The organism is Algoriphagus hitonicola, assembly GCF_900113375.1.
Lineage (GTDB): Bacteria > Bacteroidota > Bacteroidia > Cytophagales > Cyclobacteriaceae > Algoriphagus > Algoriphagus hitonicola.
Genome location: NZ_FOPC01000002.1, coordinates 353987 through 376055 on the forward strand (window position 1 = coordinate 353987; position 22069 = coordinate 376055).

The following is a 22069-nucleotide window of genomic DNA, read 5'->3' on the forward strand; positions in this document are numbered from 1 at the left end:
ATTTTCAAAAAAACAAATCTTAAACTAGTCGCATTCCGTATTTTTGCGGTATGAATCCCCCTTACCTCACAGCCGAAGCTTTAGACCAGTTTATTCAAACCGCGATCGCCGAAGACATCGGTCCTGGAGACTATTCTTCTCTGGCTTCCATTCCCTCGGATAAGATAGGAAAAGCCCAACTTATCATAAAAAACGACGGGATAATCGCAGGAGTGGAAATAGCTCAGCAGATATTCAAAACCTTTGACGAAAGACTGACGATTGATGTCCTGAAAAATGACGGGGAGGCGATTGCTGCGGGGGACATTGCTTTGATTGTTTCGGGCCCGTCGGCATCTATTCTTTCAGCTGAGCGTTTGGTGCTAAACTGCATGCAGCGCATGAGTGGGATTGCCACTTTTACCCATCTACTGACCCAAAAAATCATCCATACCAAAGCTCGGCTGATGGATACCCGAAAAACCACACCCAATTTTCGGCTGATGGAAAAGTGGGCTGTCCATATCGGAGGGGGAGTCAATCATCGATTTGCGCTGTATGATATGATTATGCTCAAGGACAATCATGTGGATTTTGCCGGAGGCATCCAAAATGCCGTGAGAAATACGCAAAAGTATCTCCGTGAAAATAATCTCAATCTGAAAATCGAAGTAGAAACCCGAAATTTCAGGGAAGTGCAGGAAGTGTTGGCTGTTGGCGGAGTGGATTTTATCATGCTGGACAATATGGACTATAATACCATGCGAAAAGCTGTGGCTCTTGTCGATGGAAAAATGAGCATCGAAGCCTCAGGCGGAATCACTGAAGAGACCCTTGCCGAAGTCGCTGAGTGTGGCGTGGATTTTATTTCTATGGGTGCACTCACCTATGGAGCAAAAGCACTGGATATGAGTTTAAAGGCTTTTTAAATCCATTTTTTCCAGCGAAAAAATCCCAACATGCCAAGAGTGGCGATACCCATACCGGTCAAGACATAAAAATAGCCATAGTGCCAAGTGAGTTCGGGCATATATTCAAAATTCATCCCATACACCCCAGCCACAAAACTCAGCGGAATAAAAATGGTGGAAATGATCGTCAGCACCTTCATCACATTATTCATTCGATTGGACAGACTGTTCATGTAGAGATCCAAAACCCCGGAAGACATATCCCGAAAAACTTCCATGGTTTCGATGACTTGGATAGTGTTTTCGTACAAATCCCTCAAAAAGGGCTTGGTGTCTTTGGAGATTTTATGCTCGGCATTTTTTTCAATTCCCCCGATAACCTCACGTATAGGATATATCGTTCTGCGGAGTTCCATCAGTTGTCGCCGCTGCTGATAAAGAGCCGCTAAGGTCTTGGTGCTCGGGTCTTCCATTGCCTGATTTTCCAAGGATTCGATTTTTTCGCCGATATTTTCCAATACGACAAAATAGTTGTCCACCACGGCATCAAGAAGTGCATAAAGTAGATAATCGGCTTTTCGCTTGCGGATACTTCCACGATTTTCGAGGATTCTTATTCGGACAAACTGAAAGACATCTCCTGGCCTCTCTTGAAAAGTAATCAAAATGCCATCTTTCAAAATAAAACTGATCTGCTCCTCATCAATTTCCGACTCCTTATCGATGCATTGCATCATTTTGAGAATAGCGATGACATACTCGTCAAAAACCTCAAGCTTGGGCCGCTGATCGATGCTGACCACATCCTCCATCGTCAAACGATGCAGTCCAAAGTCCAAGCCCATCTTCTCCAGCAAATCCACATCATGAAGCCCCACAATGTCGATCCAAAGCACTTTCTTCTTATTAATCAGGTGCTCCGCAAGATTTTCATAGGTGATTTTTTCCTCATAAACGTCCTCTTGATCATAGGAAATGATGGTGATTTCTACCTCTTTGAGCGATTGCTCACCGGTATACACCAAAGCGCCCGGAGGAAGGCCAATTTTGAAGTGTTCTTTATTTCTTCGGAGGATTTTCATGGGGAATTTTGATCAAGATACTTCCCTTCCCAGCAATTTCAAATTAAGAGGAGCCCTCATTTTTGAAAAACGAGAGAGTAGTTTTCAATTTGGGAAAACCTGCCCGTTTCACCGCGGATTTTTTAAAAACTTTCCGGAAAGTTTCTTCGGTCATTTCGATCCAGTCCTTATTTGTGAATTCTTTTAAATCCGGATGAAGATCAAAAGCAGGTTCTTGATGCGGTCGGGAAAAGCGATTCCACGGACAGACGTCTTGACAGATATCACAGCCAAAAGTCCAATTTTTCATTTTTCCTTGAAATTCATTGGGAATGGCATCTTTCAGCTCGATGGTCAGATAAGAAATACATCGGGAACCGTCCACCACTCCCGGTTGGACGATGGCATCTGTCGGGCAGGCATCGATGCAAGCTGTACAGGTTCCACAATAGTCTTTGGCCAAAGGAATATCAGGAGTCGCCTCCAAATCAATGATCAATTCAGCCAGAAAGAAAAAACTACCCATCTCCCGATTGAGGAGCAGGCTGTTTTTTCCGACCCACCCAATTCCCGATTTTTGGGCCCATTGTCGCTCCATGACGGGGGCAGAGTCCACAAAAACGCGGCCCTCAATTTCCCCAATTTCTTCCCTAAGTATTTCCAAAAAGGTCTTCAGCTTGTCTTTGATGACAAAGTGATAGTCTTGGCCATAGGCATATTTTGCCAACTTGATATCCTCGGCTTTTTCAGGAAGTTTTTTCTCAGGAAAGTAATTATAAATCAGGGAGACGACAGTTTTAGCGCCTGGCACAAGCTTGGTAGGGTCCAGTCGCTTGTCGAAATGGTTGGCTAGGTAAGCCATTTGGCCATGGTAGTTTCGATTGAGCCACTCTTCAAGTCGAGGTACTTCCTCTTCGAGAAAATCCGCTTTGGCAATCCCACAAAAGTCAAAACCCAGCTGTGCTGCGGTGGATTTGATAAGTTGGGCGTGTTTTTGTATGGAATTCATAGCTACTCGAAAAGTACTTTAAATCATTTTAAGGACGAAATAGAACTCTAAATGAAAAATACACGCATATTTATTTTAAACACGTGCAAATATGAAAACAAAACTCACACTCACTGTCGAAAAAGAAATAGTAGAGCGTGCAAAGACCATTGCAGCCAACAGAGGAGTTTCGCTTTCAAAAATGTTTGAGGAGGTTTTTTCCAAAGAAGATCCAGAAATTGAACAAACGGAGGCTCAAAAAGCAGCTATATCACTTCTAAAAAAATTAGAATCTACGAAACCCGTACCAAGTCTAAAAGAGTCTGACAAAGAGCTTCGAAGACGCTATTTGTTAGAAAAGTATGGTTAAGATATTCTTAGATACTAATGTCGTCATTGATCTTTTGGCAAAAAGAGAGCCCTTTTATGAGGATGCTAAATCTTTTTTTTTGCTTGCACAGAATGAATTAGCTCATCTATTTATTGCTGAAAGCAGTTTAGGAAATCTTTTCTACCTTACTTTTGAAGTATATAAAATACCCTTGGCAAGTGAAACTTTAGAAAAGTTTTTTTCAGTCTGTGATGTAATCCCCGGAGGAAGGGATTCAGTTCGAAAATCCTTAAATTCCAATTTTAAAGACAAGGAAGATGGCTTGCAATATTATACAGCCTTAGCCTATAAAATGGACTTTATTATAACTAGAAATAAAAAAGAATTCATAGGTGTCTCTCAAATACCTGTATTTACACCGAAAGAATTTTTCGCTTCTTAATCAATCTTCCTCTCTCCTCAAATCCGGCCTATCCTGATACCATTGTTCTTCAAAAGTCTCTTCGATCTGAACCGGAGCAACCAACACAGACCACACCATCCACATCACCAAAAATGGTCCTGCCATAAATAGCAACCAAATCAAAGGAAGGGCAACATTGAGCTGAATCAAGGTTACGAAGATGATCAGCGCTCCCGTCACAAATCCTACTGCAAATTCATAATTCTTCATCTTTTTCCTGTTTTTATTCTATTATTAAAACTCCTATCCCGTTCACTTTGTTATGAAGCCAGTAATTACGAAAATAGACCAGAATCCAACCTCAGATTGCATTTTACGTCTTGCTTCTTTTAACTAATATCTTGCATCTACCCATGAAAGGCTTTCGCTTTACGCAATACATACCTCCCCAAGATCCCGAAAAAAACACCTTCGAGAATCTACTCAATATTTTCCTCCAATTGGTCACCATGACCGGAGGAGATGTAGCAGAAGCACTCAGTTGGCTCACTAATCTGGATAAGCGCTACAACCTCACGAACCCCAACTACGGGATCGGAGACTTTATTGAAGATCTTAAGACTAAAGGCTATCTGACCGAGGAAAACCAAAAAGGAGAGTTTAAAATCACCGGAAAAGCAGAACAAACGATTAGAAAATCCGCTCTGGAAGAAATCTTCGGCAAACTCAAACGTGGAAAATCCGGTCAACATAAAACCACACACTCAGGCCAAGGAGAAGAGCGGGGAAGTGACCGAAGAGCCTATGAATTTGGAGACAATCTGGATCAAATCGCGCTGACCGATTCACTTCGAAACGCTCAGGCCAATCATGGGTTCTCGGGCGATTACCTGCTGACAGAAGATGATCTGGAAATCGTGGAAAATGAATTTCGATCCCAAACCTCCACCGTGCTGATGATCGACATTTCCCATTCCATGATTTTGTATGGGGAAGACCGCATTACCCCTGCCAAAAAAGTAGCCATGGCTTTAGCCGAATTGATCAAAACCCGCTATCCAAAAGACACCTTAGACGTGATCGTCTTCGGAAATGATGCTTGGCAAATCGAAATCAAAGATTTGCCTTATCTGCAGGTCGGACCTTATCACACCAATACCGTAGCGGGCTTGGAGCTTGCCATGGATTTGCTCCGCCGAAGAAAAAACCCCAACAAGCAGATCTTTATGATCACCGACGGAAAGCCTACCTGTCTGAAAGTGGGAATCAAATACTACAAAAACGCTTTTGGCATTGATAGCAAGATTCTCGGCGAAACCCTGAAGCTTGCTGCCCAATGCCGGAAACTGAAAATCCCCGTAACTACCTTTATGATTGCCTCAGACCCTTATTTGAAGGAATTTGTCAAGGAATTTACCCAAGTCAATAATGGAAACGCCTATTACAGTTCGCTCAAAGGACTCGGCGATTTGATTTTTGAAGACTATAGAAGAAACCGAACCAAACGCTTTTAACCAATCGCATGGACTACCAAAAACTTACTGGAAAAGAACTGAAACAAATCCGGACACTCGGACAACTTAAAGCCTCTGGCTACGAATCCAAATCCATCAAAGAAGAACTCCGAGACAACTTGATCGCTAAAATCAAGCGCAAAGTAAATGTCTTTGAAGGAATCTGGGGCTATGAGGATACGGTGATTCCCGATATCGAGCGGGCGATCCTGTCCCGACACAATATCAACTTACTCGGGCTTCGAGGTCAGGCCAAAACCCGGATTGCCCGGATGATGACGCAGCTTTTGGACGAATACGTGCCTGTCGTCTATGGAGCCGAACTCAATGACGACCCATTGCAACCCTTAACATCCTATGCCCGAAATCTTATCGAAGAGCGGGGAGACGATACGCCTATCATCTGGTGGCATAGGAATGATCGCTATACCGAAAAGCTAGCCACGCCCGATGTTTCGGTAGCCGATTTGATTGGTGATGTAGATCCCATCAAGGCGGCCACGATGAAGCTCAGCTATAATGACGAACGGGTGATTCACTATGGCCTCGTACCGCGGTCTCACCGTTCCATTTTTGTGATCAATGAATTGCCCGATTTACAGGCCCGGATTCAAGTGGCATTGTTTAATATTTTGCAGGAAGGCGATATTCAGATCCGAGGATTTAAATTGAGACTTCCGCTGGATATTCAGTTTGTTTTCACTGCCAATCCGGAAGATTATACCAATCGGGGCAGCATTGTCACGCCTCTGAAAGATCGGATCGAAAGTCAGATCATTACCCACTATCCAAAATCCATCGAAATCGGTAAAAAAATCACCGCTCAAGAAGCTAATTTGGAAGGGAAGCCGGTGGAGAATATTCATGTACCGGAACTGATGAAAGATCTGATCGAACAGATTGCGATCGAGGCGAGGGATTCTGAATACGTGGATGAAAAGTCGGGAGTTTCTGCCCGTCTGACGATTTCGGCCTATGAAAATCTGATTTCCGCAGCAGAGCGAAGACTTTATCTCAATGGGGAGGAAAATACCACCGTGAGAATTGCAGATCTGATCGGTGTCATACCAGCGATCACCGGAAAGGTCGAGTTAGTTTATGAAGGAGAGCAGGAAGGTGCTGGTCTGGTAGCGTATAACTTGATCGGAAAAGCCATTCGTTCGCAGTTTGTCAACTATTTTCCATCGCCGGAGCAAAAGAAAAAAGCCAAAGAAGGTAATCCTTATGTGATTCCATTGGCTTGGTTTGGAGAAGGAAACGAGCTGGATATTTTGGCATCCCAATCCGATAAGGAATACAAGCAAGCCCTTCATGAAGTCCCCGGACTGGAAGAGGTGGTCACCGGAATGGTCAAAAATCTGCCTGAAAAGGAAAAGGAATTCTTTATGGAGTTTGCCTTGCACGGCTTAGCCGAATATTCCCAGCTTAGTAAAAATTTACTAGACACCGGCTTGCAGTTTAAGGACTTGTTCAGCTCCATGTTCAATATGGGGCCGGGTGAAGAAGAGGACTTTGACGAGGATGATTTATAAGAAAGGGGCTTTGGCCCTTTTTTCTTTTAAAAATCCCCTGGAAACAATTTTGTGATAAATTATGTACATATTTGTGTACAAATTTCATTATTATGCTCACTACTACATTATCAGATTTTCGAAAAGATATCAAGCGTTATTTTGATCAGATTTCCCAAAATTTTGAAACATTAATTATAAACCGAGGAAAAGATAGTGGAATTGTGATCATGTCTTTGGCCGAATACAACTCCCTAAAAGCCACCCATCATGAACTTTCCTCTAGAGCAAATGAGGTGCGTCTCGATGCTGCTATTCAAAAGTTAAAGTCCGGAAAATCCTTCGAGAAAGAACTGCTTAAAGAATGAAATTCGTGTTCGTTGAAGAATCTTGGGAGGACTATCTCTATTGGCAAAAAACCGACAAAAAGAAGTTGAAAAGAATCAACGAGCTCTTAAAAGATATTTCCAGACACCCTTTTGAAGGAATTGGAAAACCCGAACCCTTAAAATTCAAATATTCAGGTTTTTGGTCAAGGAGAATAGATCAAGAGCATCGATTAATCTATCAGGTAAAAGATGATGAAATTCTAATTGCCAAATGTAGATTTCATTACGATTGATTCTAAAAAAGGCTAGAGAAGACTTAAATGACTTTTTTGCTTTCCAACTTTTCCCTCCTACCTTTGTCTCAGATCATAAGGGGTGCCCTAATATCACGGGCTGAGATCATACCCATATTACCTGATCCGGGTAGTGCCGGCGAAGGGAAATGAGCAAGCAGAGTAATCATTCAGAACTCAGAATTGGTACCATCTGAGTTTTTGTATTTTTCTTTTGCAAAACGGGTAAACAAATACGGACGACTTCCCCTAAGTCTTCCCATGTTTCACTCAATCACCCGTAAGGGATAGTATCAACATGAAAAATTTATGGCTTAGTCTGGCTTTTTGTCTGACTTTCACCGCTGCTTTTGCGCAGCAGCAAATCAAGGGAAAAGTAGTGGATCAATCCACTAACTCTCCGCTTATCGGCGCATCCGTCTGGGCCGAAGGAACCGGAAGAGGAACTGTAACCGACATGGATGGGAAATTTGTCCTTGCAAGATTAACCGATGAAAAACTGACAATTCGCGTCTCCTATCTGGGTTATGAGTCCGTCTCGCAAGAAATTACCCTGCCTTATGCAGAGGAATTGTTATTCAGTCTCGAAAGCAAGGATTTTCTATCAGAAGAATTTATTGTTTCGGCAACCCGAGCATCGGAAAGTACCCCGACGACCTTTAAAACTATCGATAAGGCCGAACTGGAAAAACGAAATCTCGGTCAGGACATTCCAATTTTACTCAACTATACGCCATCGGTAGTTTCTCACTCCGATGCTGGAGCCGGGGTCGGCTACACAGGACTTCGCATCCGCGGATCCGATCAGACCCGAATCAATGCCACCATCAATGGCATTCCGCTCAACGATGCCGAATCACATGGCGTGTTTTGGGTAAATATGCCGGATTTTGCTTCCTCTGTCGAGAATGTGCAAATCCAGCGCGGAGTCGGTACCTCCACCAATGGAGCCGCAACTTTTGGTGCGAGCCTCAACTTCCAAACCGATACCCGAAAGGACGAAGCTTACGCAGAAATTGACAATGGTTTCGGTTCTTTTGGCACCTGGAGACATTCGGTCAAAGCAGGAACGGGATTACTGAACAACCGCTTTGCAGTAGATGCTCGACTTTCGAAAATCACATCTGACGGATTTGTAGACCGGGCATTTTCGGACTTAAGCAGTTGGTTTGTATCAGGTGGCTATTATGGGGAAAAAAGCGTGATCAAACTTGTGTCATTTTCCGGTCAAGAGCAAACCTATCAATCTTGGTGGGGACTTCCTGAAGACAAATTGGAAAATGACCGAACCTGGAATTATTACACCTATGACAACGAAACAGACAATTATCAGCAAGATCATTATCAGTTGATCTACACCGGACAAGTGGGGAGCAACTGGAAAACTAACCTTGCCCTTCACTATACTTACGGCCGAGGCTATTACGAGCAGTTTCGGGAAGAGGACGACTTTGGCAGCTACAATCTGCCAAATGTCACCATCGGAAAAGAAGTGATCAGCAGTTCGGATATCATCCGGAGACGCTGGTTGGACAATGACTTCTACGGTTTCGTGGGTTCTGTCAATTACATCTCCGACAATGGCAAACTGGACTGGATCATCGGTGGTGGCGCCAATCGCTACGATGGTGGACACTTTGGGGAAATCATCTGGGCGCGATTTGCGGGAAATACCAATATTCGCGACCGTTACTATGACAATAATGCCATCAAAGACGATCGGAACATCTACACCAAAGCTACCTATGAGATCAGCCCGGGATTGAATATTTTTGGTGATTTGCAGCTGAGAGGGATCAATTACTCTTTTGACGGGGTCAATGATGATCAGCGGATCGTGACCGGACAGGAAAATTATACCTTCTTCAATCCCAAGTTTGGCTTTTCTTACGAAAAAGGAAATCAAACCTATTACGCAAGCTATGCCGTAGCCAATCGGGAACCCACCCGATCTGACTTCACAGACAATCCCATCACGGAAGTTCCCAGGCCTGAGCGATTGAACAATATAGAGGCGGGAGTTCGGGCACGAAGTGGAGACTTCACCTACAATGCCAATTTCTACTACATGGACTACAAGGATCAGTTGATTCTCACAGGTCAAATCAACGATGTAGGAGCCTATATCCGGGAAAACGTGGCATCTTCTTATCGGGCAGGAATAGAATTAGATGGAGCCTATCAGCTTTCTCCAGTCTGGACTTTGGGTGGAAATATTGCTTTCAGCCAAAATAAGATCGCTGAATTCACCGAATACATCGATGATTATTCTGTAGAGGAGTTTCAGCAAGAGGCCTTTACTTACACGGATACGGATATCGCCTTTTCCCCCAATGTCGTGGGATCGGCCATCATTGAATACAACCCGACCAAAAATATTTCGGTAAACTGGCTGAGTAAATATGTGGGAAGACAGTTTCTGGACAATACCTCCAACGTGGACCGCTCACTTGATGCCTTCTTTACCAATGATCTGAGGATCAGCTATTCGGCTCAGCCTCGCTATTTCAAAGGGCTAGAAGTAAATTTACTGATCAACAATATCTTCAATGAGATGTATGAACCCAACGGCTATACCTTTAGCTATTTTGTGCCAGGGGGAAATGGACGTGAACTCGTTACCGAAAACTTCTACTATCCACAGGCAGGTACTAATTTCCTACTGGGGCTTAGTTTGAAATTTTAAAAAAATAAAGGCCACAGATTCAAGGATGATGAATTCGTTAATCTGTGGCCTTTTTTGTATGACCAATGATTTTTCTTTTGCGAAAGCTAGTTCTTATGAAAGCTTGAACCCATTTCGAATTATATCCAAAGCAGTTATCGCGTCTTTTTCTCTTGAATAATCAAAAACCATAAATTTTTCCCTAATGACCAGTAAGACGCATTTATAAACCGTTACTTCTCCTGAGAGTGTTGGGCTGATTCCGTTTGGAGTATTGGTTTCCCTGTAGGTGTGGTGAATCAATTCTGCGTTTTCAATCTCTGGAAGACTTTGCCATTCTCCCCACTTGATCCAAAAAATGCTGTGGTATTTCTTTAGTTTGTGGGCTTCAAAATCTAGGATTACTCAACCATAAGTGGAAATAATAAGTAACCCTAAAGTTAAGGGAACCCCGCTTACCAAAAGGACTTTGCTAAAAGCGGTCTCTACATCTACAAAAAAAGGAATGGTGACCACTATCACTCCAGTCAAGATCAGAATACCACCAAGCTTTTGTATTCCGTTTTTTCTATTGATATAGTGAAAGTGCCTCATGATCCCAAGGATTATATCCGTCAAATAAAGTAATTAATTGCAATCCAGCCTAGCTTAGACACTTCATTTGCTCTATTCTTCAAAACCACTCCTAGCAATAGTTCAAAAAGTAATCGTAAACGTACTTCCCATGCCGATTTCACTCTCGACCTCAATACTTCCTCCCACACTTTTAATGTGATTATAGATCAAGTAAAGTCCAATTCCTTTACTATCAGCATGCTGATGAAAAGTCTGATTCATCCCAAAAAGCTTGCCTTTGACATATTCCATATCCATACCTTCACCATTATCCTGGATCGTTAAAATGGTTTTCCCTTCAGATTTAAAGGTCTTAATTTTGATCCTAGATTGAATATCCGGACGACTGTATTTTATGGCATTACTGATCAAATTCAGAAATATACTGCCCAGATAAAGCCTGTTGTAGTGAAGTTCGGGTGCTTTCGAAAAATCTGACACTATCTCAGTTCCCGTGGAAGAGATAAGAGGTTGAATCGTGGATACTACTTGGCTATATACTTCAGAAAAATTCAGAAGCTCAAGATCGAAGTTGCTCGACTCTTTCTCAGCGATTAAGTGGAGATATTTATTGAGGCTGTCCTTCAGGCCCAAAGTTGATCGCTGGATCAACTGTACCAGCTCGAGCGTCTCCGGATCTTGGATTTTGTTAAAATCCAACAAATTAAACACCATAAGAATACTACTGACGGGCGTTCTCAAATCATGGGCGGTGACATAGGTTAACCGTTTGAGTTCTTCGTTTTTCTCAGACAAAGCCGTTAACATAGCCTCCCGATTATTTTCTTGATTTTTTCGGCTCGTGACTTCCTTAGCGATAGCAAAAACCACCTGCTGATCCGGAATGGGCCAAGAGGTCCAGGAAAGCCAAATAATTTTGCCGCTTTTGCTCACATAGCGATTTTCAAAATTGATTAAGGGCTTGCGCTCTTTGAGGTCCTCTCTTTTAGTTTGGGTGATCGGCCTATCTTCAGGGTAAATAAAATCATCAATGGGCCGGCTGTAAAGTTCCTCAAGAGAATATTCCAGCACGTGGGAAACCGCCGGATTGATTTTTTTGAAATAGCCATCATATCCGGCTACACAAACCAGATCAGGAGTTAGATCAAAAAAAGTTTCTAATGAGAAGTCGGATGAAATCATAAACTAAGCGAAGATATAAGTCTGTTTTAGGACTCTTGATTTTTCTCTTCGAATACGACGGTTTGATCCTCAAGGTAATGAGGATAAAGTTTCAAATGTTGTTTTTTTACTTCTTCAGTCAATCTCCTTCTAAATTCCTCTACATTTTCCCCCGATCCGGCTGCCATAAAAACAGGCTTCACACCTGTTTTCTTTTCATAGGCATCAGACAAGGCATCAAAATCTTTGTAATCTGCCTCTTGAAGATCCATTTCGGACATTTCCATGATTTTCTCCTCGGATGGCATCGTCTCTACCAAGTCGATCTTGTTAAAAACCAAAAGGACCGGCTTATCGCCTGCTTTGATTTCCCGGAGAGTTTGATCCACCACACTGAAATGATCTTCAAAATTAGGATGAGAAATATCCACTACGTGTACCAAAAGATCCGCTTCCCGAATTTCGTCAAGCGTAGATTTAAAGGACTCGATCAGGTGGGTCGGAAGCTTTCGGATAAACCCGACAGTATCGGAGAGCAGAAAAGGTACATTCTCCAAAACGACCTTCCGAACGGTAGAATCAACGGTAGCAAATAATTTATTCTCAGCAAGAATATCCGTCTTAGTGATCAGATTCATCAGTGTGCTTTTTCCCACATTGGTATAGCCGACCAGAGCTACTCGGACAATCCCTTGTCTTCCTTTTCGCTGCGTGATACCTTGCTTTTCGATTTCTCGAAGCTTCTGTTTGAGCAGCGTGATTTTGTTTCGAATGTCCCGCTTATCCGTCTCGATCTCTTTCTCACCGGCACCTCCACGGGTAGATGTACCCCCTCGCTGCCGCTCCAAGTGAGTCCACATTCGAGTCAATCTGGGCAATAAATATTGAAAACGAGCTAATTCCACCTGTGTTTTGGCTTGAGCTGTTTGAGCTCTGTTGAGAAAAATATCCAAAATCAGTAAAGACCGATCATAGACTTTGACCTTGAGTTCGTTCTCTAAATTTTTCATTTGCGAAGGGGAAAGATCATCGTCAAAAATGACCATGTCCACCTCAAAATGCTCGACATAAGCCAAAATTTCCTCCAACTTTCCTTTACCTACAAAAGTCCGAATATCGGGTTTCTCCATCCGCTGGGTAAAACGATACACCGCCTTTACTCCCAAGGTTTCGGTCAAAAAAGCCAACTCATCCAAGTGCTCGGCCGTTTCCTGTTCGCTTTGATTTTGGCGGATTAGACTGACCAGAACAGCCGTTTCCTGCTTGGGTGCGGTATCGTGTAGTTTTTGGAGTTTGCGCGAAAATTTACTCATAAAGAATAGTAGGGTTTATTTTCAAAAGGCAGGAATCAATCGAATAGTTTCATTTTGTGACCCCAAGCAGAGTCTCTGAATACCAATCGGAAGGAAACAAAGTTCGGGATATTTCCTCAAAATTGTTTAGGATAGTGTAGTAGCTAGTGGTTATTTTACAAATTCTTTAAGAAACCCTTCACTTCATGGTTCAAATAACAGAATCTGCTTTACCCGGTGTACTCGAGATCCAGCCCAAAGTTTTTAGAGATGAGCGTGGCTATTTCTTTGAGTCTTTCCGATTGGATTGGTTAATTCCTCACGGAATCACCCATGATTGGGTTCAGGATAATCAGTCATTTTCTCAAAAGGGAACAGTCAGAGGTCTTCATTTTCAGCACGCACCCTATGCACAGGCTAAGCTCGTCAGAGTCATCCAGGGAAAAGTACTGGATGTGGCGGTAGATCTCAGAAAAGGCTCCCCGAGTTATGGCAAAAGCTATGCAGCTGTCCTCGATGCGGATCGAAACAATCTACTTTATATTCCAACTGGCTTTGCCCATGGCTTTTCTGTGCTAGAAGATGCTATATTTGCATACAAATGCTCCGAATACTATCACCAAGCCAGTGAGGGCGGCATCAAATGGGATGACCCCCAACTAGCAATTGACTGGCAAGTGGAGCACCCAATTATTTCTGCCAAGGATGAGACTTGGCCCAGCTTAAAAGAATTTACAGAAACTAGTGGAGGAGGATTATAAATGGGCATTTTAGACCTGTTTAAACGTAAACCCGAAGTATTAGAGGCACTTGACCTGAGTTGGTTGCAGGCGGATATGCATTCGCATCTGATTCCAGGTATTGACGATGGCTCCAAATCCATGGAGGAATCATTAGCCCTTGTGCGAAGATTGGCTGACTATGGATTGAAAAAACTCATCACCACACCCCATATTATGTCCGAGTATTACCGGAATAATCCCGAAATCATCGGCATGGGGCTGGAAGATCTCCGAAAGGCAGTCAAAAAAGAAGGTATTGACATCGAAATAGATGCTGCTGCGGAGTATTATATGGATGAAATTTTCCTGGAAAAAGTCAAAAAAGGCGAGAAACTCTTAACTTTTGGAGAGCAGCATATTTTGGTGGAAACGGGATTTATCAATCGTCCACAGATGCTTTTAGAGATATTTTTTCATTTGGAAATGGCCGGATACAAGCCAGTATTTGCTCACCCTGAGCGATATCAGTATCTCCACGCTGACAAAGCACTTCTTCAGGATTTACTGGATCGCAATATTATTCTCCAGATCAATTTACTATCCCTGACCGGATTCTATTCCAAACAAGTGAAGGATTTTGCCGAATTGCTTTTGGAAAAGGGGAATGTGCAGTTTTTGGGAACAGACTGCCATAATGAACGTTATCTGGATATGCTCGAGCTCCTTCCCAAATCCAAGGGTTACGATCGTATTCGGGAAAAAGACTGGCTCAACTCACGTCTCTGATCCATGAAAGTCCTCATCACCGGAATCACCGGCTTACTGGGAAGCTATCTGGCCAAGGAATTTTCATCTTTGGGAGAAATCCACGGACTTCGTCGACCCAATTCAAATTCCACGCTTCTGGAAAAAGATTTGCAAGTGAACTGGCACGAGGGTGAACTCTCGGATATTGAGTCTTTAGAATCTGCTCTTGAAGGAATGGATTTGGTCATTCATTCCGCAGGACTGGTGTCATTTGATCCCCGAGACACTGATGCGCTTTTAAAAGTAAATGTCACCGGCACAACAAATCTCGTCAATGCCATGCAGAATACCGGGGTAAAAAAACTCATCCACATATCCTCCGTTTCCGCAATTGGCCGGAGTGCAGACCAATTTGAGCTGGATGAAGATTTCAAATGGGTCGATTCCCCACTCAACACCGATTATGCTATTTCCAAATATTGGGGCGAACTCGAGGTATGGAGAGGACAGCAGGAAGGACTCAATATCTTAATTATCAACCCCTCTATTATACTTGGGAAAATCAGCGATGATCGGAGCAGCACGGCTATTTATCACTACGTCTTGGAAGAAAACAAGTATTTTCCCATCGGAGACCTCAATTATATAGATGTCCGAGACGCCTCTACTGTGATCCGATTACTTTATGAAAAAGGGCTCTGGGGGGAGCGCTTTATTGTCAGTGCTGGATCGATTTCCTATCGGGAATTTTTCCAGCGAATGGCCGAAACCTTTGGCAAGAAAGCCCCAAGTATAAAAGCCAGCCCAATGATGCTTCGTTTTGCGGTGATTTTTGCAGGAATCATGCGAAAACTGGGCTTGAGCAAAAACCCCTTGAATAAAAAAACAGCAATGATTTCTTCCCAAAAAGTCAGCTATAGCAATGCCAAAGTCAGTCAAACTTTGAATTATAGCTTTCGAAGTCTCGAGGAGACCTTTTCCTGGGCCAAATAAACTTATTTTGAAAAAGGTTCGTTAACCAAAATCCGAATAAAATTCTTGTAAAGATTTTCGAAAAAAAAGAGGAGTCTCGATTTGAGAATAAATAATATTCGGTAATTTAAGTAAACCTTAACACAAGCGGATGACCGGAGATCACGATCACGATTGGGAAAACGACAAAAAGCTGGTAGAGCGATTTGAAAATTCCCTCAAGTCAAATCTTGACCTTTATTTTGATGAAGAAGAGCTGGAAGATATAATCCGGTTTTATTTTGATCAGCAAAAATTCCTCAAGGCACTTCGGGCTTCCGAATTTGCTTTGGAAAAATTCCCCTTTTCGGTAGAAATTAAGCTCCTCAAGGCCCAATGTCTCATTTTCAACGATGAGCTCGAAGAAGGCCTTGAAATCCTGGAAAGCATCAATACGATTTCACCCAACAACGAGGAGATCATCCTTGCCCTAGCTAATGCCTATATCCTAGCGGGAAACCCACAGGAAGGAATTGAGCTGTTGGAAAATTTCCTCCCGCTTGCGGACGATCGGGCCGAAGTATTTTATTCCTTGGGAAATCTTTTTCGCGCCAAAGGCGACAATAAAAAAGCCAGCCACTACTTCAAAGAATCGGTTAAAATCAAAATTAACCATGAAGACGCGCTGTTCCAACTCGCCATGATCACAGAAGAGGAAGGGAATTTTGACGAAATTCTGGAGTTTTATCAGGAGTTTATCGATCAGGATCCATACAGCGCCGGAGCTTGGTACAATCTTGGGGTGGTTTATAATCGACTGGGAAGATTTGAGGAGGCGATCAAAGCCTACGATTATGCCATCTTGATAGACGACGCCTTTGCTTCTGCCTATTTCAATTTGGGCAATGCCCTGATGAATACTCAGCAGTACGAACTCGCTCTGGAAGCCTACCAAAACACCATCAACTGCGAAGGTGCTAATGCAGAAAACTGCTGCTATATGGGCGCAGCCTACGAAAAGTTGGGAAAAATCGACGATGCGTTCAAGTATTTTAAAAAATCTGCAAAGCTTGACGAGGAGTATGACGATGCCTGGTTTGGATTGGGAATGTGCATGCTGAAGAAAAATAAATTTTTTGAAGCCATTCATTATTTCAAAAAAGCACTCAAACTTAGCGAGGAAAATGCCAATTACTGGGTGGGCCTTGCTGATGCGGAATTTAATCTGGGAAATCTCCAAGCCAGCTCTGAAGCCTATGAAGAGGCCATCAATCTGGAGCCGGGCATCATGGAAACATACGTCAATCTTTCGGTGATCTATTTTGATCAAAACCGCTTTGAGGAAGCGATAGACGTGATTCAGGAGGGAATTGACGAACTTCCAGAGGAAGCCGAACTCTATTATCGCATGGTAGTTTACCAGATCAAAATGGGCAAATACAAAGAAGCGTTTTCATTTTTGGAAAATGCCTTAACTTTGAACTTTGATCGGCATACGATTTTGTATGAATTGATGCCTGAACTTCAAAAGCAAAAGGCTATCTACAAAATTATTGCCCAGTACCGAGATGAAAATCTCATGCCCTAAAACTTAAAACCAAGCGAATGAATTATGTGCTAAAGAACATCCCCGTGCGAACTGAGAAGCCTCGCAACGCGGGATTTACGATGGCGATGGACAAAGGACTCAGCCTGCGGGAAACAGAAGACTTTGTGGATAGCTGTTCGGATTTTGTTGATATTGTTAAATTGGGATGGGCCACTTCCTATGTGACCAAAAAACTTTCTGAAAAACTAGCCATCTATAAAGAGGCCGGTATTCCAGTTTATTTTGGAGGAACCTTGTTTGAAGCTTTTATCGTCAGGGGACAGTTTGACGATTACCGGAAGGTTTTGGATAAATATAATCTGACTTTTGCCGAGGTTTCCGATGGTTCAATTTCCTTGAATCACGAAAAAAAATGTGAATACATCTCGACTCTCGCCAAGCAGGTCACAGTGCTTTCAGAAGTAGGTTCAAAAGATGCCGCTAAAATCATCCCTCCTTATAAATGGATCGAACAGATGGAAACCGAACTCGAAGCCGGCGCATGGAAAGTCATCGGTGAGGCAAGAGAAGGAGGCAATGTCGGACTATTCCGGGATTCTGGAGAAGTTCGTCAAGGTCTGGTTGAAGAAATTCTGACCCAGATCCCCGAAGAGAAAATCATCTGGGAAGCACCGATCAAATCCCAGCAAGTGTGGTTTATCAAACTCCTCGGCGCTAATGTAAATCTTGGGAATATCAGCCCGTCGGAAGTGATCCCATTGGAAACTATCCGACTCGGACTACGCGGAGATACTTTCGATCATTTCTTAGGAGAAATCAAACTTTAACTTATCTATCCCCAAAAATAGGCTGATCGAATTTGCTTTTGGTCAGCCTATATTTTTACCATGAAATCACTGAAAAAAAACGGATTGACCTATCTCAAAGGGATGGCCATGGGTGCGGCAGATATTGTTCCCGGTGTCTCAGGAGGATCGATCGCCTTGATTGCCGGAATCTACCAGACGCTTTTAGAAAGCATCAATTCCTTCAATCTCGAAAATCTCAGCCTCCTCAGAAAACTAGAACTCAAGAAGTTTTACTTCGCTGTTAACGGGACCTTTTTAGCCAGTTTACTTCTCGGTATTCTGACGAGCATTTTTGCACTTTCTCAGCTCATCACTTATTTGATGGCAGATCACCCGATTCCATTATGGTCCTTTTTCTGTGGATTGATTTTGATCAGTGCTTTCTTGATTTTAAAAGACATCAAGAGATGGCACCTGGGGGTGATTTTGGCCGTTTTGATCGGAACTGCCATCGCTTGGTGGGTCACTAATTTACCGCCTACCACTTCCCCGGATGCCAAGTGGTTTATATTTGTATCAGGCGCGATTGCTATCTGTGCCATGATTTTGCCGGGCATCAGCGGGAGTTTTATCTTGTTGATTTTGGGAAAATATGAAGTTATCCTCAAAGCTGTATCTGACCGGGACATTTTTACCTTAGGCTTATTTGCCTCTGGGTGCGTCGTGGGAATTCTAGCCTTTAGTCGGGTAGTTTCTTACCTGCTTCGAAAATTTCATTCGGCCACGATTGGATTGCTCTCTGGATTTATGCTGGGATCAGTCAACGAACTCTGGCCTTGGAAAGAAGTCATCGAATGGCGAACCTCATCCAGTGGTGAACAAAAACCATTTTTGACCGAAAACATACTTCCTGGAAACTACCTTGACATTGTTGGCAAAGAGCCTCAAATCGTCTCGGCCGTCTTGGCATTTTTATTTGGAATTGGGATCGTTTTATTTATCGAATGGCTGGCAAATAAACTCCAGAAATCATGAGAAAATTCGGATTAATCGGCTTTCCACTTGGGCATAGCTTTTCCAAGAAATACTTTGACGCCAAGTTTGAAACAGCGGGGATCAAAGACTGTCGATTTGATCTGTATGAAATTCCCGAGGTTGAGGAATTCGAAAAAATTGTAGGTCAAAACCCTGGATTGGAAGGGCTATCGGTAACCATTCCTTATAAGCAAACAGTTATTTCATTTTTGGACCGACTTGATCCAGCTTGCGAAAAAATAGGAGCTGTAAATTGCATTCGGGTTAAAGACGGCATAAAAACCGGCTACAATACCGACTACATCGGCTTTAAACAGTCGCTTCTACATTGGCTGGGACATCAAATCCCTCCCGCGCTGGTCTTGGGAACTGGCGGCGCCAGCAAAGCGGTCAAACAAGCACTGACCGATTTGGATGTGGATTTTCTTTCTGTTTCCAGAAATCCCGCTTCAGGTTTAGTCACCTATGATGCGTTGGCCGAGGACCCTTCTCTGATGGAAAACTATCCTTTGATCATCAATACCACCCCTCTGGGCACCTATCCTAAAACCAATGAAATGGCTGATATCCCAGTTTCGCAGCTCCATTCCGGTCACCGAGTTTATGATTTGGTTTATAATCCCGCAGTAACTCTACTGATGCAGACCTGTATAGACCGAGGTGGAAAAGCAAAAAACGGGCAGGATATGCTTGAGCTACAAGCCGAAGCCGCCTGGAAAATCTGGAATTCTTAGGTTTTCACTTCAGCAATTCTAAGGAATGATCTTTCTCGGAATATCTTTGGGAAGACGGGTCAACAATTCATAATTTACCTGCTGAGTAGATTCTGAAAAAGACGCCACGGTGATTTCCTTGGATTTTTGCTTGCCGATCAAGACTACCTCATCTCCTACTTGGACATTTTTCAGCTGAGTAATATTCACTGCGATGGCATTCATAGTTACCGTTCCCACCACTTGGCAATGCTGCCCACCAATTAAAACCTGACCCGAATTAGACAACAATCTACTGTATCCATGCCCATATCCAACCGGGACGATAGCCAGTTTCATATTTTTCAAGGCCATAAAACTATTCCCATACCCTACAAATTCCCCCATTTTCACTTTCTTCAGGCTCATAATTTGACTTTTCCAAGAAATCAGACGCCTGAGCGGATTTTTATTGGTTTTGGATAGGTCTTTGAGTTTAGCAAAATAGGTTTCTTTGGTTGGCCAAAATCCATAACCTGCAATTCCGATTCGAACCATATCCATAATCGTCTCCGGAAAAATCAAGGTCGCTGCAGAACAGGCCGTATGGTAGCGATTGAAAAAAATATGGTTTTCTGATAAATAATCTTTGAAACGGTAATAGACGGATATTTGATTTTTGACTCGCACAAAGTTGCTGACACTTTCGGCTCCGGCATAATGCGTGCAAAGCCCTTCGAGAATTACATGTTCCTTTGTCTTTTGCAGAAACTGAACCAACTTCTCTCGTTCTTCCCATTCGAATCCCGTTCGATGAAATCCCGTTTCTAATTCGATATGGATTTTAGCTGCCTTTCCGATTTTTTTTGATACTTCGACAGTTTTCTCCAATCGCTCAAAATCAAAAACATAAAAACTGATTTCCGCTTTAATCAAAGCTTCCAACTCCTCATGATAAAGCATCCCAAGAATCATAATTTCGGAATTTTTACTGGAGTTGTGTTTCACCAGCCAAGCCTCATCCGAACTAAAAGCACTAAAATGCCTAATCCCGGCTTTCTCGGCAATCTGCACCATTTCAGCGATACCATGACCGTAGGCATTTCCTTTGACCACTGCAGAAATGGTCGGCTTCGGGCCGATTTCTGACCGGATGTAACGGATATTTTGCCGGTAGGCTTTGGCACTGATTTCTAAAAAAGAGGTAGCGATCATAAACGATTTTAAGCGAAAGCCAAAAATTAAGGGAGGCAAAGCCCAATTCCCAATTCTTTTTTACATTTATTCAAAACTTTTGAAATTATGGAAGAACAATCGCTTACCCGCTGTCCTTGGTGCCTAGGGTTTCCACAGTATATTGAATACCATGACCAGGAATGGGGGGTGCCGGTCTATGATGATCAGACACACTTTGAATTTTTGATTTTGGAAAGTGCCCAAGCAGGCCTCAGTTGGGCCACAATTCTGAAAAAAAGGGAAGGTTACCGCAAAGCTTTTGCGGATTTTGATTATAAAATTGTTGCGGAATTTCCCGATAGCTATGCCGAGGAATTGCTCCAGAATCCAGGGATTATCCGAAATAAATTGAAAATCAAAGCAGCTATCAACAACGCAAAGCGATTTATGGAAATTCAGGGGGAATTTGGATCTTTTTCAGATTACATCTGGGGTTTTGTGGAAGGAAAGACGATTCAGAATCAACTCCGAAGTATGAAAGATGCTCCTGCTACATCTCCAGAATCAGACCGTCTGGCCAAAGATCTTAAGAAGCGTGGTTTTAAATTTCTGGGAAGCACTACGATCTATGCACACATGCAGGCTACGGGTTTGGTCAATGACCACTTGGTGGATTGCTTTCGGCATAGTGAAGTCAAAAAGCTGAAAAGGCCCTAAGCTAGGACTTTTACCTTACAAAAAGATTAATCTCATCAAAATAAACTTTCCCCAAAGTCAAATCAGGTACAAATAACCTTACTTGAATTTTTTCTGCGTCTTCTGGAAAATTTTCCAAAGTGGCCTTCAACAGAAACCAATCAAAATCACCTTGAAAAAGCTGTTCATTGGTGGCAGAGGCATTTCTACTTTCGCTATTTTCAAAAGGAAAGACTTTTATCCCAATGTGCACTCTGCCTCCTGCCGTCAAGTCTATAACATCTTCTCCTTTTACAAAAGCCAAGAGCTCCAAGGTGCTTCCCGGTGCGGGCATTGGTCCAGTGTACGTTTGAGTCCAAGTGGCAGAATTGGCTGTACTTCTTTCTTTATTTTCAATAAACAGGGATCGATTTCCGGTCAAAAACACCTCCCTGCTCACTCCGTATTGGATTTCATTGGGGATCAATGGGGCCCAGGGGAAAACGTTATCAGGATAGAGGGATAAGTTGGGATTCAAGAGTAATTGACTTCCTCTTGGTAAATATTCTTCTTCACTGCTACATGAAATCAACCAGAAAAGTAGAAGAATAAGGGAAAAGTTTTTGCCAGCTTTCATAACTTTTGTGATTTATTCATTTTCAAATTATTCTAAGTTACTTGAACTAGTTTTCAAAAACTGAGGATTCTTGAATAATTCAT

23 protein-coding genes and 1 riboswitch are annotated in these 22069 nt (G+C 42.7%); of the genes, 16 read left to right on the top strand and 7 right to left on the bottom strand.

Annotated elements, in window-relative coordinates; all coding sequences use genetic code 11:
- The first annotated feature begins 50 nt into the window (after positions 1-50).
- Complete coding sequence (nadC, locus tag BM043_RS04285) at positions 51-908, top strand: carboxylating nicotinate-nucleotide diphosphorylase (protein WP_092789170.1); 858 nt, start codon at positions 51-53, stop codon at positions 906-908.
- On the opposite strand, the gene corA is transcribed toward nadC, so the two are convergent.
- On the bottom strand, positions 905-1972 hold the full coding sequence (corA, locus tag BM043_RS04290; RefSeq protein WP_092789172.1) for a magnesium/cobalt transporter CorA: 1068 nt from the start codon (positions 1970-1972) through the stop codon (positions 905-907). The two genes, nadC and corA, sit on opposite strands and share 4 nt — an antisense overlap.
- Positions 1973-2015: 43 nt before the next feature.
- A complete protein-coding gene (gene queG, locus BM043_RS04295; protein WP_092789174.1) occupies positions 2016-2960 on the bottom strand; it encodes a tRNA epoxyqueuosine(34) reductase QueG in 945 nt (314 codons plus the stop codon).
- A 91-nt stretch (positions 2961-3051) separates the two neighbouring features.
- Between queG and BM043_RS04300 the strand changes: the two genes are divergently transcribed.
- Both BM043_RS04300 and BM043_RS04305 read left to right on the top strand, forming a co-directional pair.
- Positions 3052-3309: a DUF6364 family protein gene (locus BM043_RS04300; RefSeq protein WP_092789176.1), complete on the top strand. Its 258-nt coding sequence runs from the start codon at positions 3052-3054 to the stop codon at positions 3307-3309.
- Positions 3302-3712, top strand: a complete 411-nt coding sequence (locus tag BM043_RS04305; RefSeq protein ID WP_092789177.1) for a type II toxin-antitoxin system VapC family toxin — start codon at positions 3302-3304, stop codon at positions 3710-3712. The genes BM043_RS04300 and BM043_RS04305 overlap by 8 nt, the downstream gene beginning before the upstream one ends.
- Here the strand turns inward: BM043_RS04305 and BM043_RS04310 are convergent, their stop codons facing one another.
- Positions 3713-3943 (bottom strand): hypothetical protein, encoded by a 231-nt coding sequence (locus BM043_RS04310; RefSeq protein ID WP_092789179.1) that lies wholly within the window; start codon positions 3941-3943, stop codon positions 3713-3715.
- Positions 3944-4086: 143 nt separating this feature from the next.
- Here BM043_RS04310 and BM043_RS04315 point away from each other — a divergent pair, with 143 nt between their 5' ends.
- From BM043_RS04315 to BM043_RS04335, 5 genes are all read left to right on the top strand, one after another.
- Positions 4087-5187, top strand: coding sequence for a vWA domain-containing protein (locus tag BM043_RS04315; protein ID WP_092789181.1), 1101 nt, complete (start codon positions 4087-4089; stop codon positions 5185-5187).
- A gap of 8 nt (positions 5188-5195) precedes the next feature.
- A complete protein-coding gene (locus tag BM043_RS04320) occupies positions 5196-6719 on the top strand; it encodes a P-loop NTPase family protein (RefSeq protein ID WP_092789183.1) in 1524 nt (507 codons plus the stop codon).
- Between the two features lie 92 nt (positions 6720-6811).
- Positions 6812-7066 carry a type II toxin-antitoxin system Phd/YefM family antitoxin gene (locus tag BM043_RS04325; RefSeq protein WP_092789185.1) on the top strand — a complete coding sequence of 85 codons (255 nt, stop codon included), beginning with the start codon at positions 6812-6814 and terminating at the stop codon, positions 7064-7066.
- Positions 7063-7320, top strand: a complete 258-nt coding sequence (locus tag BM043_RS04330) for a Txe/YoeB family addiction module toxin (RefSeq protein WP_092789186.1) — start codon at positions 7063-7065, stop codon at positions 7318-7320. Before BM043_RS04325 ends, BM043_RS04330 begins: the two co-directional genes overlap by 4 nt.
- A gap of 68 nt (positions 7321-7388) precedes the next feature.
- Positions 7389-7485: riboswitch (TPP riboswitch) on the top strand.
- 133 nt (positions 7486-7618) lie between these two features.
- Positions 7619-10006: a TonB-dependent receptor gene (locus BM043_RS04335; protein ID WP_092789188.1), complete on the top strand. Its 2388-nt coding sequence runs from the start codon at positions 7619-7621 to the stop codon at positions 10004-10006.
- 675 nt (positions 10007-10681) lie between these two features.
- Here BM043_RS04335 and BM043_RS04345 read toward each other — a convergent pair.
- Both BM043_RS04345 and hflX read right to left on the bottom strand, forming a co-directional pair.
- Positions 10682-11743, bottom strand: coding sequence for a PAS domain-containing sensor histidine kinase (locus BM043_RS04345; RefSeq protein WP_092789191.1), 1062 nt, complete (start codon positions 11741-11743; stop codon positions 10682-10684).
- A gap of 26 nt (positions 11744-11769) precedes the next feature.
- Positions 11770-13035 (bottom strand): GTPase HflX, encoded by a 1266-nt coding sequence (gene hflX / locus BM043_RS04350; protein ID WP_092789193.1) that lies wholly within the window; start codon positions 13033-13035, stop codon positions 11770-11772.
- A gap of 185 nt (positions 13036-13220) precedes the next feature.
- Between hflX and rfbC the strand changes: the two genes are divergently transcribed.
- The 7 genes from rfbC to BM043_RS04385 all read left to right on the top strand — a co-directional run bounded on the left by rfbC (position 13221) and on the right by BM043_RS04385 (position 19540).
- A complete protein-coding gene (rfbC, locus tag BM043_RS04355) occupies positions 13221-13775 on the top strand; it encodes a dTDP-4-dehydrorhamnose 3,5-epimerase (protein WP_092789195.1) in 555 nt (184 codons plus the stop codon).
- A complete protein-coding gene (locus tag BM043_RS04360) occupies positions 13776-14522 on the top strand; it encodes a tyrosine-protein phosphatase (RefSeq protein WP_092789197.1) in 747 nt (248 codons plus the stop codon).
- A 3-nt stretch (positions 14523-14525) separates the two neighbouring features.
- Positions 14526-15476 (top strand): NAD-dependent epimerase/dehydratase family protein, encoded by a 951-nt coding sequence (locus BM043_RS04365; protein ID WP_092789199.1) that lies wholly within the window; start codon positions 14526-14528, stop codon positions 15474-15476.
- Positions 15477-15606: 130 nt separating this feature from the next.
- A complete protein-coding gene (locus BM043_RS04370) occupies positions 15607-17022 on the top strand; it encodes a tetratricopeptide repeat protein (RefSeq protein WP_092789201.1) in 1416 nt (471 codons plus the stop codon).
- Between the two features lie 17 nt (positions 17023-17039).
- Positions 17040-17810: a phosphosulfolactate synthase gene (locus tag BM043_RS04375; RefSeq protein ID WP_092789203.1), complete on the top strand. Its 771-nt coding sequence runs from the start codon at positions 17040-17042 to the stop codon at positions 17808-17810.
- A 60-nt stretch (positions 17811-17870) separates the two neighbouring features.
- Positions 17871-18806 carry a DUF368 domain-containing protein gene (locus BM043_RS04380; protein ID WP_092789205.1) on the top strand — a complete coding sequence of 312 codons (936 nt, stop codon included), beginning with the start codon at positions 17871-17873 and terminating at the stop codon, positions 18804-18806.
- On the top strand, positions 18803-19540 hold the full coding sequence (locus tag BM043_RS04385; RefSeq protein ID WP_092789207.1) for a shikimate dehydrogenase family protein: 738 nt from the start codon (positions 18803-18805) through the stop codon (positions 19538-19540). Before BM043_RS04380 ends, BM043_RS04385 begins: the two co-directional genes overlap by 4 nt.
- 18 nt (positions 19541-19558) lie before the next feature.
- Here the strand turns inward: BM043_RS04385 and alr are convergent, their stop codons facing one another.
- Positions 19559-20713 carry an alanine racemase gene (gene alr / locus BM043_RS04390; RefSeq protein WP_092789209.1) on the bottom strand — a complete coding sequence of 385 codons (1155 nt, stop codon included), beginning with the start codon at positions 20711-20713 and terminating at the stop codon, positions 19559-19561.
- Positions 20714-20800: 87 nt separating this feature from the next.
- Here alr and BM043_RS04395 point away from each other — a divergent pair, with 87 nt between their 5' ends.
- Entirely contained in the window at positions 20801-21391 is a 591-nt protein-coding gene (locus BM043_RS04395; RefSeq protein ID WP_092789211.1) for a DNA-3-methyladenine glycosylase I, read from the top strand.
- Between the two features lie 10 nt (positions 21392-21401).
- Here BM043_RS04395 and BM043_RS04400 read toward each other — a convergent pair whose 3' ends face one another.
- Positions 21402-21986 carry a hypothetical protein gene (locus tag BM043_RS04400; RefSeq protein WP_092789213.1) on the bottom strand — a complete coding sequence of 195 codons (585 nt, stop codon included), beginning with the start codon at positions 21984-21986 and terminating at the stop codon, positions 21402-21404.
- Positions 21987-22069 lie beyond the last annotated feature (83 nt).